General features: G+C 60.9%; 14 protein-coding genes. 10 read left to right on the plus strand and 4 right to left on the minus strand.

Going from position 1 to position 14,430, the window contains the following annotated elements:
* Window positions 1–124: 124 nt before the first annotated feature.
* From ACTIEN_RS05935 to ACTIEN_RS05970, 8 genes are all read left to right on the plus strand, one after another.
* Window positions 125–529 carry a MerR family transcriptional regulator gene (locus tag ACTIEN_RS05935; protein WP_439522199.1) on the plus strand — a complete coding sequence of 135 codons (405 nt, stop codon included), beginning with the start codon at window positions 125–127 and terminating at the stop codon, window positions 527–529.
* A 29-nt stretch (window positions 530–558) separates the two neighbouring features.
* A complete protein-coding gene (locus tag ACTIEN_RS05940; RefSeq protein WP_439522200.1) occupies window positions 559–2,340 on the plus strand; it encodes an acyl-CoA dehydrogenase C-terminal domain-containing protein in 1,782 nt (593 codons plus the stop codon).
* Between the two features lie 39 nt (window positions 2,341–2,379).
* On the plus strand, window positions 2,380–2,592 hold the full coding sequence (locus ACTIEN_RS05945; RefSeq protein WP_439522201.1) for a hypothetical protein: 213 nt from the start codon (window positions 2,380–2,382) through the stop codon (window positions 2,590–2,592).
* Window positions 2,593–2,612: 20 nt separating this feature from the next.
* Window positions 2,613–3,752 (plus strand): acyl-CoA dehydrogenase family protein, encoded by a 1,140-nt coding sequence (locus ACTIEN_RS05950; RefSeq protein ID WP_439522202.1) that lies wholly within the window; start codon window positions 2,613–2,615, stop codon window positions 3,750–3,752.
* 310 nt (window positions 3,753–4,062) lie between these two features.
* Window positions 4,063–4,701 (plus strand): glutathione S-transferase family protein, encoded by a 639-nt coding sequence (locus ACTIEN_RS05955; protein WP_439522203.1) that lies wholly within the window; start codon window positions 4,063–4,065, stop codon window positions 4,699–4,701.
* Window positions 4,702–4,714: 13 nt separating this feature from the next.
* On the plus strand, window positions 4,715–5,926 hold the full coding sequence (locus tag ACTIEN_RS05960) for an acetyl-CoA C-acetyltransferase (protein WP_439522204.1): 1,212 nt from the start codon (window positions 4,715–4,717) through the stop codon (window positions 5,924–5,926).
* Between the two features lie 3 nt (window positions 5,927–5,929).
* Window positions 5,930–6,346 (plus strand): hypothetical protein, encoded by a 417-nt coding sequence (locus ACTIEN_RS05965; protein ID WP_439522205.1) that lies wholly within the window; start codon window positions 5,930–5,932, stop codon window positions 6,344–6,346.
* Between the two features lie 34 nt (window positions 6,347–6,380).
* Entirely contained in the window at window positions 6,381–8,567 is a 2,187-nt protein-coding gene (locus ACTIEN_RS05970) for a 3-hydroxyacyl-CoA dehydrogenase NAD-binding domain-containing protein (RefSeq protein WP_439522206.1), read from the plus strand.
* 45 nt (window positions 8,568–8,612) lie between these two features.
* Here the strand turns inward: ACTIEN_RS05970 and ACTIEN_RS05975 are convergent, their stop codons facing one another.
* A complete protein-coding gene (locus ACTIEN_RS05975) occupies window positions 8,613–9,254 on the minus strand; it encodes a sulfotransferase family 2 domain-containing protein (protein ID WP_439522207.1) in 642 nt (213 codons plus the stop codon).
* A 105-nt stretch (window positions 9,255–9,359) separates the two neighbouring features.
* Between ACTIEN_RS05975 and ACTIEN_RS05980 the strand changes: the two genes are divergently transcribed.
* The gene (locus ACTIEN_RS05980; protein ID WP_439522208.1) at window positions 9,360–10,988 is read left to right on the plus strand and encodes an AMP-binding protein; all 1,629 of its coding nucleotides are present in this window, start codon (window positions 9,360–9,362) and stop codon (window positions 10,986–10,988) included.
* 71 nt (window positions 10,989–11,059) lie between these two features.
* A complete protein-coding gene (locus ACTIEN_RS05985; protein WP_439522209.1) occupies window positions 11,060–12,085 on the plus strand; it encodes a hypothetical protein in 1,026 nt (341 codons plus the stop codon).
* Here the strand turns inward: ACTIEN_RS05985 and ACTIEN_RS05990 are convergent, their stop codons facing one another.
* Genes ACTIEN_RS05990 through ACTIEN_RS06000 form a run of 3 tightly spaced genes read right to left on the minus strand, consistent with a single transcriptional unit; the run spans window position 12,086 to window position 14,398 of the window.
* The gene (locus tag ACTIEN_RS05990) at window positions 12,086–12,706 is read right to left on the minus strand and encodes a hypothetical protein (RefSeq protein ID WP_439522210.1); all 621 of its coding nucleotides are present in this window, start codon (window positions 12,704–12,706) and stop codon (window positions 12,086–12,088) included. It abuts the gene before it with no gap.
* Window positions 12,707–12,764: 58 nt separating this feature from the next.
* Window positions 12,765–13,397, minus strand: a complete 633-nt coding sequence (gene upp / locus ACTIEN_RS05995) for a uracil phosphoribosyltransferase (protein ID WP_439522211.1) — start codon at window positions 13,395–13,397, stop codon at window positions 12,765–12,767.
* A complete protein-coding gene (locus ACTIEN_RS06000) occupies window positions 13,394–14,398 on the minus strand; it encodes an adenosine deaminase (protein ID WP_439522319.1) in 1,005 nt (334 codons plus the stop codon). Before ACTIEN_RS06000 ends, upp begins: the two co-directional genes overlap by 4 nt.
* Window positions 14,399–14,430 lie beyond the last annotated feature (32 nt).

Below are 14,430 nucleotides of genomic sequence, written 5' to 3' on the forward strand. Positions count from 1 at the left end.
CATGATCTTACGTCAATGTAAAAGTGACGTGGCGTTTGAGTTACGTCAACGTAAATTCCCATTGTAAGAAAACGTCAGCCTTCGCATTTCGATGTCATGACGGCACCGAACAAGGATGATGAAAATGACTGATGACCGCATCATGACGATCAGGGAGATGTGCGACGCGTATGACGTGACACCGCGCACTCTGCGGTTTTACGAATCGAAAGAACTGCTGTTTCCGATCCGCGAAGGACAGAAACGGTTGTTCACCAAGCGCGACCGCGCGCGACTCAAGCTGATCCTGCGCGGCAAGCGCTTTGGCTTCAGCCTCGAGGAAATCCGCCAGCTTCTGGACCTCTATCACATGGGGGACCAGCAGCAGACCCAGATCGCCCGCACCTACGAGATCGCACAGCAGCGCCTGTCCGACATGGAAGCGCAGCGTGACGAGTTGAACCAGGCGATCGACGAACTCAAGGAACAGATGCGTTGGGGCGAGAAGATGCTTGCCTCGATGGATCAAAACAAACGCGCGGCCGAATAAGCCGCAGCACCGCAGTTAGGGAGACCGCAATGCCAAGCTACACCGCACCTCTGAAAGACATGCAGTTCATTCTGCATGATGTCCTGAACGCCTCGGAACAGGACATTCCCGGTTACGACGAGTTGGACCGCGATTTCACAGGCGCGGTGATCGAAGAAGCGGGCAAACTGGCCTCCGAAGTTTTGATGCCGCTCAACAGCGTCGGCGACACCGAAGGTTGCGTGCTGGAAAACGGCGTCGTGCGCACCCCGACCGGCTTCAAGAAGGCGTTCGACCAGATGCGCGACGGCGGCTGGACGGCGCTTGACTGCGATCCGGAATATGGCGGTCAGGGTCTTCCCTACCTGATGCACACTGCGGCGCAGGAACCCTTCGTGTCTGCCAACATGGCGTTCAACATGTACCAGGGTCTGACCCATGGCGCCTATACCGCGATCTACATGCACGGATCGGACGAACAGAAGCAGACCTATCTGCCCAAGATGACGACCTGCGAATGGACCGGCACCATGAACCTGACCGAGCCGCATTGCGGCACCGATCTGGGCCTCATGCGCACCAAGGCCGTGCCGCAGGACGATGGCAGCTACAAGATCACAGGTCAGAAAATCTTCATCTCGGCCGGCGATCACGACATGGCCGAGAACATCATTCACCTCGTTCTGGCGAAGATCCCCGAGGGGCCCGACGGCATCAAGGGCGTGTCGCTGTTCATCGTGCCGAAATTCATCGTCAACGAGGATGGCAGCCTTGGCGACCGCAACGGCGTGTCCGTTGGCAAGATCGAAGAGAAGATGGGCATTCACGGCAATTCCACCTGCGTGATGAACTATGACGACGCGACGGGCTATCTTGTGGGTGAAATGCACAAGGGCATGCGCCCGATGTTCACCATGATGAACGAAGCGCGTCTGGGTGTGGGCCTTCAGGGCTATGCGCAGGCCGAAGTCGCCTATCAGAACGCGGTGGCCTACGCGAATGATCGCCTTCAGGGCCGCGACGTGACCGGGGCCAAGGCGCCCGAGAAGTCGGCAGACCCAATCATCGTCCACCCTGACATCCGCCGCAACCTGATGGATCAGAAATCCTTTGTTGAAGGCGCGCGCGCGTTCACCTATTGGGGCGCTTACCTGATCGACCGGGCGCACAAGAATTCCGATGTGGACGCCGATGGCCTGATTTCGCTGCTGACCCCGATCATCAAGGGGTTCCAGACCGACAAGGGCTTCGAGATGGCGGTGAACGCCCAGCAGGTCTATGGCGGACATGGCTATATCGAGGAATGGGGCATGTCCCAGTTTGCCCGCGATGCCCGGATCGCCATGATCTATGAAGGCGCAAACGGCATTCAGGCGCTTGATCTGGTGGGCCGCAAGCTGTCCCAGGACGGCGGCAAACATGTCATGGCGTTCTTCGACATGATCAAGACATTTGCATCCGAGACCAAAGGTCAGGATGCAGAGTTCGATGCGCAATTCCTTGAGCCACTGAAAGCGGCGTCCAAGGATTTGCAAGCAGCGGCGATGTATTTCATGCAGAACGGCATGAAGAACCCGAACAACGCTTTGGCAGGCTCCTATGACTTCATGCACATGTTCGGCCATGTCTGCCTTGGCTACATGTGGGCGCGGATGGGGCTTGCAGCCTCAAAGGCTTTGCAGGACGGTGCGTCCGACGTGGCGTTCTTCGAGACAAAGCTGGCCACCGGACGCTATTACATGGCACGTCAACTGCCCGCCACCAAGATGCACCTTGCACGCATCGAAACCGGGGCCGAACCGGTGATGGCGCTGGAGGCGGCCAATTTCTAAGCCAGCGGTGCGTGCAAGCACGCACCCTACGGAGGACAGATGCCAAAACGCTTTCGCCTGACCCGCCGCTTTCCGGTCGCAATGACCGAGGATGGCTATCGCCGGTTGAAGAAATTCGCCGCCGAGGCGGGTCTGGACGAAGGTGAGGCACTGTCCTTCCTGTTCGAACATTTCGACAGCGTCACGGATGACGAGGCGCTGGGACATCGGCTCCGGCTGTTCAACGCCGAGCTTGAGGCGCGCAAACGCTGATGCGGGATTTGGGGGGAGCGATGCGATCAAACTGGATGACGGACGAGCACCAGATGCTTGCCGAGATGACCGCGAAGTTCATCGAGACCGAGTGGCAACCGCTTTACGACAAGTGGCGCAAACAAGGGCAGATGGACCGCGAGACCTGGGCCCAGGCCGGGGAACTTGGGCTTTTGTGTCCGTCCGTGCCCGAGGAATACGGCGGCGTCGGTGGCGATTTCGGCCACGAAGCGGTGATCCTGATGGAAGCGGGCCGCGCCAATCTGGCCAGTTGGGGCCACGGCATCCATTCCGGCATCGTTGCGCATTATGTGCTGGCCTACGGCACCGAGGAACAGAAGACACGCTGGCTTCCAAAGATGGTCACCGGCGAACTGGTCGGGGCTTTGGCGATGACCGAACCCTCGGGCGGATCGGATGTGCAGGGCCTCAAGACCCGCGCGGTGAAGGACGGCAACGCCTACCGCCTGTCGGGGCAAAAGACGTTTATCACCAACGGGCAGCATGCCAATCTGATCCTCGTGGCAGCCAAGACCGACCCGTCGCTTGGATCAAAAGGAACGTCTTTGGTCGTTGTGGAAACCGATGGCGCCGAAGGCTTCCAACGCGGGCGCAACCTGGAAAAAATCGGCTGCCACGCGGCGGACACGTCGGAACTGTTCTTCGACAATGTCGAAATCGCGCCGGAGAACCTGCTGGGCGGCGAGGAAGGCCAGGGCTTCTACCAGATGATGAAGCAGCTTCCGCAGGAACGGCTGATCATCGGTTGCGGTGCTGTCGGTGCGATGGAAGGCGCGGTGGCCCGCACCATCGCCTATTGCAAGGAACGCGAGGCGTTTGGCGGCCCGCTGACGCAATTCCAGAACACCCGCTTCAAGCTGGCCGAATGCCAGACCAAGACCACCGTGGCGCGCGCTTTTCTCGACAATTGCATGGAAGAACACCTGCGCGGTGAACTGTCGGTCGAAAAGGCGGCGATGGCAAAGTACTGGCTGTCGGACACGCAAGGCGAAGTGCTGGATGAGTGTGTGCAATTGCATGGCGGCTATGGCTACATGCAGGAATATGCCGTTGCCGAAATGTGGGCCGATGCCCGCGTGCAGCGGATCTACGGCGGCACCAATGAGATCATGAAAGAGCTGATTGCGAGGGCGTTGTGATGTGTCCGGCCCGAGCGCAAGCGGATAGTTCAGGATGCCTCCGGCGGGAGTTTACCCTGCAAGATGAAGGAGCGCGGCAAGCTCCACCCCGCCGGTCGACCTCTTTACCACGCGGTGTCAGGCACTGTCGGCGGGGCTTCACCTTGCACATAGCTCAGCTCTCCAGCCTGCCATGCCGTTTCACCATGGAGCCATTAACCTTAATGGGTGGTAAAGAAGAGACTGTTTCCCGCTTCATCTTGCGAAATAAACTCCCGCCGGAGGCATCCCGTCCCGTCCGGCCCGCTCTGCACATCGAGGATCTGACCCCATGACCATCAAACTCTACTGCTTCGGCGAGAGCGGCAACGCCTACAAGGCGGCGCTGGCGCTTGAACTCAGCGGCCTCGACTGGGAGCCGGTGAAGGTGGATTTCTTCGGCGGCGAGACCCGCAGCGCGGAGTATCGCACCAACATCAACCCGATGGGCGAAGCGCCGGTGATGGTGGATGGCGAGGTGACGCTGACACAATCGGGCGTGATCCAGATGTATGTCACGGAAAAGTCCGGCCAGTTCGGTGGGGCAACGCCGGAAGAGGTCCGCGAGGTGATGCGCTGGGTGTTCTGGGACAACCACAAGCTCAGCAGCCAGGCCGGGATGACGCGGTTCCTGATGAATTTCCTGCCCGAGGACAAGCGCCCGGCAGAGGTGATCGCCTTCACGCAAGGCCGGTTGAAAGCCGCCTATCATGTGCTCAACTCTCACCTTGAGGGGCGAGACTGGATTGTCGGCACCGGGATCACAAATGCGGATATCTCGTGCTGCGGATATCTCTTTTACCCCGAACCGTTCGGTTTCGATCGCGCGGACTGGCCCAATATCGACCGCTGGCTCACGGGCATCGAAGCCCTGCCACGCTGGAAACATCCCTATGAATTGATGCCTGGATCCCCTGCGGACCGGGCCTGAGACGGAGAGCAGAATGACGGAAGCATATATTTACGACGCCGTGCGCACACCGCGGGGCAAGGGCCGCAAGGACGGAAGCCTTCACGAGGTGACATCCGTACGTCTGAGCGCGCAGGTGCTGGACGCGGTGAAGGAGCGCAGCGGCCTGGACGGCCACGCGGTCGAGGACGTGATCTGGGGGAACGTGACGCAGGTGGGCGAACAGGGCGGCTGCCTTGCGCGCACCGCCGTGCTGGCCTCCGGCCTTGACCAGTCGATCCCCGGTCTGGCGATCAACCGGTTCTGTGCCTCCGGCATGGAGGCGGTGAACCTTGCTGCCAACCAGGTGCGCGGCGGGGCCGGTGATGGCTATATCGCCGGTGGAGTCGAGATGATGGGCCGGGTTGCCATGGGCAGCGACGGGGCGGCGATTGCGGTTGATCCGAGCGTTGCAATGGACAGCTATTTCGTGCCGCAGGGCATTTCGGCGGATATCATCGCCACCGAATACGGTTTCTCCCGCGACGATGCCGACAGCCTTGCGGTGGAAAGCCAGCGTCGCGCAAAGGCGGCGTGGGATGACAAGCGCTTTGCCAAGTCGATCATCGAAGTGAAGGACCAGAACGGTCTCAGCATCCTTGACCATGACGAATACATGCGCCCGGGCACCGACATGCAGAGCCTTGGATCACTCAACCCTGCGTTTCAGCAGATGGGCGAGGTGATGCCCGGTTTCGATGCGATTGCGTTGATGAAATACCCGCATCTGGAGCGGATCAACCACATTCACCATGCGGGCAATTCGTCCGGCATCGTGGACGGGGCCGCCGGTGTGCTGATCGGCAACAAGGAGTTTGGCGAGAAATGGGGTCTGAAACCCCGCGCGCGGATCAAGGCGACCGCCAAGATCGGCACCGATCCGACGATCATGCTGACCGGGCCGGTGCCTGTCACAGAGAAAATTCTGGCCGATAGCGGCATGTCCATTTCCGACATCGACCTCTTCGAGGTGAACGAGGCCTTTGCCAGCGTGGTGTTGCGTTTCATGCAGGCCTTCAACGTCGATGCCGACAGGGTCAACGTCAATGGCGGGTCGATTGCCATGGGCCATCCGTTGGGCGCAACCGGCGCGATCATCATCGGCACACTGCTGGATGAGTTGGAGCGCACCGGCAAAGGCACGGGCCTTGCCACGCTGTGTATCGCGTCGGGCATGGGTGCCGCGACGATCATCGAACGGGTCTGAGCCGTGCCGGCGGTCAACTTTCAGAACTGGCTCGACGAGGTGGGACAATCATTGTTTCAGCGTGATTTTCCTGCATACCGCAGTGCCATTCTGCTGCCCTTGACCGTCGCCACACCCGACGCCACGCATGTCGTGACCGACGAGACCGACCTGCATCAGGGCTTCACGGCCTGGATCAACATGATGGACGGGCTGGGCATCGACACCATGATCCGCACGGCCCGCGATGTCGAGCAACTGGACCGCGCGCTGATCGTGGGTCGGTACGACACCGAACTCTTGCGCGGCGCAACGCGGGTTGTGCCCCGGTTTTCATCCTCGATGCAATTGCGCGAGGGGCAGGACGGGATCTGGCGGAGCTTCAGTGTGACCAGCGGGTTCAGGGCGGCGTCCAATTGGCCCATCGACCGACCGAAATAGAACTATCCGGGCGAACTGCCCTTGGGAGACGAAAATGACAGATTTTACGATGAACAAAGGGACCGACGGGATTGCGACAATCTCCTGGGATGTTCCTGAGAAATCCATGAACGTGCTGAGCTTTGACGGCTTGCAAACCCTGAGCGACCTGGTGGATGACGCGCTTTCCGACGCGGCCGTCAAGGGCATCATCATCACGTCGGGCAAGGCGGATTTTGCCGCGGGCATGGACCTGAACGTTCTGGCCACCCTGCGCGAGGCCGGGGCCGAGGCGGTGTTTGACGGAATCATGAAGATGCATGGCGTGCTGCGCAAGATTGAACGTGCGGGCATGGATGCCAAGACCAACAAGGGTGGCAAGCCGGTGGCGGCAGTGCTGCCGGGCACGGCGCTTGGCATCGGGTTGGAAATTCCGCTGGCCTGTCACCGGGTCTTTGCCGCAGACAATCCCAAGGCCAAGATCGGTCTGCCGGAAATCATGGTCGGCATCTTCCCCGGTGCGGGTGGCACGACCCGCGTGGCGCGCAAGATGGGTGCAATGGCGGCCTCGCCCTTCCTGCTGGAAGGCAAGCTGTCGGACCCGAAGAAAGCCAAGGCGGCGGGCCTGATCGACGAGGTCAGCGAAGACCCGATGGCGGCGGCGCGCGAGTGGGTGCTAAACGCAGGCGACGCGGACATCGTCAAACCGTGGGACGCGAAGGGCTACAAGATGCCCGGCGGCGCGCCCTATCATCCTGCGGGCTTCATGACATTCCTGGGCGCGTCTGCGATGGTCAACGGCAAGACCAAGGGCGTTTATCCTGCGGCCAAGGCGCTGTTGTCGGCGGTCTATGAAGGCGCGTTGGTGCCCTTTGACACCGCGCTGAAGATCGAGGCGCGGTGGTTCACCAACATCATCATGAACCCCTCTTCCGGCGCGATGATCCGGTCGCTGTTCGTCAACAAGCAGGCGCTGGAAAAGGGCGCTGTCCGACCCGAAGGTGTGGACGATCAGCGCGTCAAGAAGGTCGGTGTCCTGGGTGCCGGCATGATGGGCGCGGGCATTGCGCTGGTGTCGGCGCAGGCGGGCATCGAGGTTGTTTTGCTCGACCGCGATCAGGCGGCGGCGGACAAGGGCAAGGCCTATTCCGCCGACTACGCCGCCAAAGGAGTGTCCCGCAAGAAGATCAGCCAAGACAAGGCCGATGCGATGCTGGCGCGGATCACGGCAACCACGGATTACACCGATCTGGCAGGCTGTGACCTGATTGTCGAAGCGGTGTTCGAAGACCCCAAGATCAAGGCCGAGGTGACCGCCGAGGTTGAAAAGGTCATCGGTGAAGACTGCATCTTTGCCACCAACACGTCGACCCTGCCGATCAGCGATCTGGCGAATGCGAGCACGCGGCCCGAGCAGTACATCGGCATTCACTTCTTCAGCCCAGTGGAAAAGATGATGCTGGTCGAGATCATCAAGGGCAAGCAAACGGGCGACCGTGCCGTGGCGAAGGCGCTGGATTTCGTGCGCCAGATCAGGAAGACGCCGATCGTGGTCAATGACGCGCGGTTCTTCTACGCCAACCGCTGCATCATTCCCTACATCAACGAAGGTATTCGGATGGTGAAGGAAGGCGTGTCCCCCGCCCTGATCGAAAACGCCGCCAAGATGGTGGGCATGCCGCTGGGTCCGTTGCAGTTGGTCGATGAAACCTCGATTGATCTGGGGGCCAAGATCGCCCGTGCCACCAAGGCGGCGATGGGCGACGCCTATCCGGATACCGAGGTGGACGAGGTGATCTTCTGGATGGAAGAACAGGACCGTCTGGGCCGAAAGACCAAGGCGGGGTTCTATGACTACGACGACAAGGGCAAGCGTCAGGGGCTGTCCGAGGTGGTCAAGGCGCAGTATCCCGAAGCGGATGACCAGCCCGACCTGATCGACGTGCAGCACCGTCTGCTGTTTGCCCAATCGCTCGAAGCAGTGCGGGCGCTGGAAGATGGCGTTCTCATGGACATCCGCGAAGGCGACGTGGGCGCAATCCTTGGCTGGGGCTTTGCGCCGTGGTCAGGTGGACCGCTCTCGTGGTTCGACATGCTGGGCGCGGAATATGCAGCCGAACGGTGCGATCAGTTGGTCGAAGCGTTCGGCGACCGGTTCGCCTGCCCCGACCTGCTGCGCGAGATGGCGGCGAAGGGTCAGACCTTCTACGGACGGTTCAGTGCGGGTGCGAAAGCAGCGTGAATCGAAGAAACGGCAGGCCGGGCGTTTGCCCGGCCAAAGCCTCTGTCAGAACGTATAGCCAAACCGGACGATATCCTCTGAACACATGTCGGACACGGCCTTGGCGGTCTGGTCCGAATAGGCGCTTCGATAGTTCTTCGGACGTTCGGAGACATTCACATGGGGAATTTCAGGATCAAACCCAATGTGCTGGATCACCGGCTTCATGTCCTGCGCCAACGCTTCCAAGCGCACGAAAATCGCCCGCTCGATCCCTGATACATCTGTGACATAGCTGGCATAGGGTGCCGCCGTGAGGCTGGCTGCTGTCTGCGGATGCAGGACAAACCCGGCAAAACCCGTGCATTTCGCCAAGGCAACTGCGGGATGGTCAAAGCTTTGCGTGCGCAGCCAGTGATAGTAGCTGACCATCCGGTCCCACGGGTTGCGCACAAGGGTAAAGATCATCATTGCGTCCAGATCGGGTGGTGCAAGAACTCCGTCGATATCCGCCAGCGTGCTGTGTTTCCAGAGTCGCCCCCTCGCGGTCAGCTTTTTCAACCGGCCCTTGCGCTTGACCGCCTTCGGCGTGTCGCCGATCAGGATGTCGTCGCGATGCGCGCGATCCTCAAGCGCCAAGGCGAGGGACGTTCCGCCCGTCTTGGGAATATGCACAAAGATGAATTTCCGGGCGGGTGAGATGATCATGCGACAGGGGTGCCATTGCCCTTGCCACAAGGCAAGGATTTGCTTTTCCAAACCGGTGACGCTGCGCTATGTCGGGGAACGACAAAGCGTTTGGGAGGATGCGGCATGGGCTGGATGCGGGACGAAACCGGGCTTGAAAAGCGCGCGGCAAATTATGTGCCGTTGACGCCTCTGTCACACCTGCAACGCGCGGTGGAGGTGTTCCCGGACACGCTTGCCGTGGTGCATGGCCCGCACCGCAAGACCTATCGGGAGTACCACGACCGTGTGACGCGGCTGGCCTCGGCTTTGGCGGCGATGGGTGTCAAACCCGGCGACGTGGTGGCGACGATCCTGCCCAACATCCCGGCGCAGGCCGAGGCGCATTTCGGCGTGCCCGCCTGCGGGGCGGTACTCAACACGATCAACACGCGGCTGGATGTGGATACGGTGGCTTATATCCTCGACCATGGTGAGGCGAAGGTGGTGCTGTGCGACAGCCAGTTCCTGTCGGTCCTCGCCGAGGCGATGGAACAGATGGACGGCCCCGCCCCCAAGGTGATCGAGGTCGCCGATCCACATGAAGGTGTAAACGCGCATAGCGATTATCCCGAATACGAGAACGTGCTGGCCGGGGCCGATCCGGATTTTGCGTGGATCATGCCCGAGGACGAATGGGAGAGCCTCGCGCTCAATTACACCTCTGGCACCACGGGGCGGCCCAAGGGCGTCGTGTGCCATCATCGCGGCGCGTATCTGATGACGATGGGCACGGCGGTGAGTTGGGAAATGGCGCTGCGGCCAAAGTACCTGACCATCGTGCCGCTGTTTCACTGCAACGGCTGGAACCACACCTGGATGATGCCGCTTCTGGGGGGCACGGTCGTGTGCTGCCGGGACATCAGCGCAAAGGCCATCTATGACGCGATTGCCGATGAGGGTGTGACCCATTTCGGTGGTGCGCCCATCGTTCTGAACCTGATCGTCAACTCCAACCCAAGCGACCGGCGCGACTTTGACCATCTGGTCAAAGTCTACACCGCCGGCGCGCCCCCTGCCCCTGCGACGCTGGCCAAGATCGGCGATCTGGGGTTCCATGTGATGCAGGTTTACGGGCTGACCGAAACCTATGGCCATATCACCGAATGCGTCTGGAACGGCGCCGCGTGGGACAGGCTTGACCAGGACGCCAAATCCGCCATCAAGGCGCGGCAGGGTGTGGCCTTTCCGATGATGGAGCCGATCGACGTGATTGGCGAAGATGGCGCACCTGTGCCGCGTGATGGCAAGACCCAGGGCGAGATCGTCATTCGCGGCAATTCGGTGATGAAAGGGTACTTGAAGAACCCCAAAGCCACGGAAGAGGCGTTCGAGGGTGGGCATTTCCATTCGGGCGACATCGCCGTGATGCACCCGGACAATTACTGCCAGATCGCGGACCGGGCGAAAGACATCATCATCTCGGGGGGTGAGAACATCAGTTCCGTCGAAGTCGAAGGCTGCCTGATGGCGCATGATGCGGTGCTGCTGTGCGCCGTGGTGGCCAAACCGGACGACACATGGGGCGAAGTGCCCTGCGCCTTTGTCGAGCTGAAGGGCAATCACAGTGCCACCGAGGAAGAGTTGATCGCCTATGCGCGGTCGAAACTGGCCGGGTTCAAGACCCCCAAGAAGGTGGTGTTTGAAGAGCTTCCCAAGACGTCGACCGGCAAGATCCAGAAGTTCCAGCTGCGTGAACGTGCCAAGGTCTTGTAGGCCGCAGACGCATTGCGCGTAAGGCGTTGCGGGTGTAGGCTGACGACGATCCAAGAGGCAGAGCAGCCCGCATGACCGCGCTGAAGGAATTTCAACGGCTTGAGGCCGAAGGTGTCTGGCGTGCAACGCCCGCAGATCAGCGCAAGGACGTGATCGTCTCCTTGGGTGATGCGTCTCTGACAATCCTCGATCTTCGTGAAAACGTGCTTGCGCATTGGTCCATTGCGGCTGTCGCCCGCGCCAACAAGGGGCAGCGCCCGGCGGTGTACCATCCCGACGGCGATCCGGGCGAGACGCTCGAATTTGGTGCCGACAGCGCGCAGATGATCGACGCCATCGAACAGATCCGATCCGCCATCGACAAAAGCCGCGCGAAGCCCGGTAAATTGCGGTTCATGATCACCGGCGGGATCGCGGCGGCAGTGCTTGCGGGGATCGTGTTCTGGCTTCCCGATGCGCTGTTGCGGCACACGGTCAAGGTTGTGCCCGCCGTCAAACGGGTCGAGATAGGCGATGCGCTCTTGACCCGGATCACCCGTATTTCCGGACAGGCCTGCATGACGCGGGACGCGCGCGAACCGCTCAGGCGGCTTGCGTCACGGGTCCTGGGACCGGCGCAGCGGGGCGCGCTGGTTGTGCTGCCTGGCGGGGTTGCCGCAACCGCGCATCTTCCCGGCGGGCGTATCCTCGTGAACCGGTCCCTGATCGAAGACCCCGAAGAGCCGGACGTGACCGCGGGCTATGTTCTGACCGAACGTCTGCGCGCACTGACACAGGATCCGCTGGAAGAGATGCTTGTGCAGACAGGGCTCTGGTCAAGCCTGCGTCTGCTGACGACCGGCGAGATGGCCGATATCGATCTGGAACGTTACAGCGAATACCTGTTGGCGCGCACCCCGGCCACTCTTTCGAATGACGTGATCATAGCGGCCTTTGAAACAGCGGAACTGCGCACCACGCCTTATGCCTATGCCGTTGACATCACGGGTGAAACAACGCTGCCCCTGATCGAAGCCGATCCGATGAAGGGCAAGTCCGCACGTCCCGTCCTGAGCGATTCCGACTGGTTGCGGCTTCAGGGCATCTGCGGCGAATGATCAGTGCCCAAGACCCTTGCCGCGCCCGACAATCACCGGTTCCCTGATGTCCTGCCCCTCGGTCAGCAAACGGCGCGGAACGGTGTTGCTCCAGACCTGTTGCGTGGCGCGATGGCCCTCACGGGTCATGTGCGCGCGGTGCGGGTTCAGGCGGTCATCCTCCCAGGCCGGCTGATAGCCTTTCGGGATCGGCGGGAGCGTATCCCCCTGGGACTCGTAGACATGTCTGGGGACAATCCGTTCGACGCGCACGCGCTGTTTGGGCTGGGTGTACTTCTGGGCCTGCACGGTGCGGTTGGGGACACCCCGGACGATGCGCTGGGGCGTGACGATCACGGGTGCTGCCTCGGCCACGGTGACGGTCTGCTGTCGTGCAAGGCTTGGGGTTTGTCCGCAGATCAATTTCCGATTGCTTGACACGCGCGGCACCCAGTTCACCGTCCCGTCCACACCGGCGCGCACATAGACGCAGCCCCGGCTGTCGACATATTGACGGCCTGCATAGCCCGATGGCGGATATTCGGCTGGCGGACCGACCTGCAACCCCTGTGCAGACGCCCCGGATGTCGAAAGGAAGGCCGAGACCACAAGGGCCACGGCGGTCACGATATGTCTGGTCATGTGTCTGTCCCCACAGATGTGACCCAAGACTGCCTGTCAGCCTTTTGAGTGTAAAGGGCTATTTCGTCCCGAACATACGGTCTCCGGCGTCACCCAGCCCCGGAACGATATAGCCCAGTTCGTTCAGGTGATCGTCCAGCGACGCGGTGACGATGGGCACATCGGGATGCGCCTCTTTCATGCGGGCGACACCTTCGGGGGCGGCGAGCAGGCAGAGGAAGATGATGTTCTTCGCCCCGGCGTCCTTGACCAGATCAATCGCGGCGGCAGAGCTGTTGCCGGTGGCAAGCATGGGATCGACGACAATGGTAATGCGGTCCTGCATATGCGACGGGACCTTGAAGTAATACTGCACCGGTTTGAGCGTTGCCTCGTCGCGGTAAAGCCCGACAAAACCCACGCGCGCCGCCGGGATCAGTTCGAGGATACCGTCGAGCAACCCGTTGCCTGCGCGCAGGATCGAAATCAGGGCAAGCTTCTTGCCGTCGATCACCGGCGCATCCATTTCGCAAAGCGGCGTTTCGATCCGCTTGGTGGTGAGCGGCAGGTTGCGCGTCACCTCGTAGGCCAGCAAATGACTGATTTCGCGCAGCAATTGACGGAACGACTTGGTCGAGGTGTCTTTCTCGCGCATCAGGCTCAGCTTGTGCTGCACCAGCGGGTGGTCAACGATGGTCAGGTGATCTTTCATGTGCGCTCCAGTCGTTTCAGGACACGTTTGCGGGTGTCCTCGTCACAAAACGCCGCGTGGGCGGCGGTGTCGTTTATTTCTGCAAAAACAGTCTCGTCCCAGCCAAAGCTGCGCGCAAGGTTGAGGTATTCGTCGCGCATCGTGGTGTGAAAGAACGGCGGATCATCGGTCGAGACCGTGACCTTCACGCCGCGTTGCCGCAGTTTTTCAATGGGATGGGCCGCGAGGTTCGGGTAGACATTCAGGTTCACGTTGGAACCCGGACAAACCTCTAGGACAATCGCGTTCTCCACAAGCCTGTCCACAAGCGCCAGGTCGTTGATTGCATGCACGCCATGGCCGATGCGTTCGACCTTGAGATCCTCTACCGCGTCGCGCACCGACCCTGCGCCACCCCATTCCCCCGCATGGGCCGTCAGGCGCAAACCGGCTTCGCGTGCCAAGTCAAAGCTGTAGGCAAAGTCCTTGGGTTTGCCCTTCATTTCGTCCCCGGCAATCCCGAAGCCAACGATCCAGTCGCCAGCGGTTTCGGCAGCGCACAGCGCGGATGCCTTGGCAGTTTCCGGGCCGAAATGGCGGATGCAGGTGATGATGCCGCGCAGGATGATGCCGTGATCGCGTTCGGCCTCGTCGGCGGCTTCGCGGATGGCGTGCAGGTATTCGCGCCACGCGCCGACATCGCCGCCGCCGCAGAAATCCGGCGACAGGAAGGTTTCGGAATAGATCACATCATTTGCGGCGCTTTCTTCAAGCACGGCTTTGGTCAGGCGGGCGTAATCCTCGGGTGTCATGAGCACGCTTGTTGCCGCTTCGTAGACGCTCAGGAAATGTACAAAATCGCGGAAGGCGTAGCTGCCATCGGGTTTGAAGACACCGCTCAGGTTGATCGACTTTTCTTTCGCCAGTCCCTTGATGAACGCAGGTGGGGCCGCGCCTTCGTGATGCAGGTGCAGTTCGACCTTGGGCAGGCGCGTGATGCGGTCGAGTTGCTCTTCGTCCATGCCGCGACGCATTCGGTCAATCTGTTCTTCAT

The organism is Marivita sp. (assembly GCF_051859345.1).
In the GTDB taxonomy this organism is placed as follows: domain Bacteria; phylum Pseudomonadota; class Alphaproteobacteria; order Rhodobacterales; family Rhodobacteraceae; genus Marivita.

Bases quoted from the DNA above. Each gene is read 5' to 3' on its own strand.
- ACTIEN_RS05935 (WP_439522199.1), top strand. From the start codon at position 125: ATGACTGATGACCGCATCATGACGATCAGGGAGATGTGCGACGCGTAT.
- ACTIEN_RS05955 (WP_439522203.1), top strand. From the start codon at position 4,063: ATGACCATCAAACTCTACTGCTTCGGCGAGAGCGGCAACGCCTACAAG.
- ACTIEN_RS05970 (WP_439522206.1), top strand. From the start codon at position 6,381: ATGACAGATTTTACGATGAACAAAGGGACCGACGGGATTGCGACAATC.
- ACTIEN_RS06000 (WP_439522319.1), bottom strand. From the start codon at position 14,398: ATGGACGAAGAGCAACTCGACCGCATCACGCGCCTGCCCAAGGTCGAA.
- ACTIEN_RS05985 (WP_439522209.1), top strand. From the start codon at position 11,060: ATGACCGCGCTGAAGGAATTTCAACGGCTTGAGGCCGAAGGTGTCTGG.
- ACTIEN_RS05960 (WP_439522204.1), top strand. From the start codon at position 4,715: ATGACGGAAGCATATATTTACGACGCCGTGCGCACACCGCGGGGCAAG.
- ACTIEN_RS05950 (WP_439522202.1), top strand. From the start codon at position 2,613: ATGCGATCAAACTGGATGACGGACGAGCACCAGATGCTTGCCGAGATG.
- ACTIEN_RS05980 (WP_439522208.1), top strand. From the start codon at position 9,360: ATGGGCTGGATGCGGGACGAAACCGGGCTTGAAAAGCGCGCGGCAAAT.
- ACTIEN_RS05975 (WP_439522207.1), bottom strand. From the start codon at position 9,254: ATGATCATCTCACCCGCCCGGAAATTCATCTTTGTGCATATTCCCAAG.
- ACTIEN_RS05940 (WP_439522200.1), top strand. From the start codon at position 559: ATGCCAAGCTACACCGCACCTCTGAAAGACATGCAGTTCATTCTGCAT.
- ACTIEN_RS05990 (WP_439522210.1), bottom strand. From the start codon at position 12,706: ATGACCAGACATATCGTGACCGCCGTGGCCCTTGTGGTCTCGGCCTTC.
- upp (WP_439522211.1), bottom strand. From the start codon at position 13,397: ATGAAAGATCACCTGACCATCGTTGACCACCCGCTGGTGCAGCACAAG.
- ACTIEN_RS05945 (WP_439522201.1), top strand. From the start codon at position 2,380: ATGCCAAAACGCTTTCGCCTGACCCGCCGCTTTCCGGTCGCAATGACC.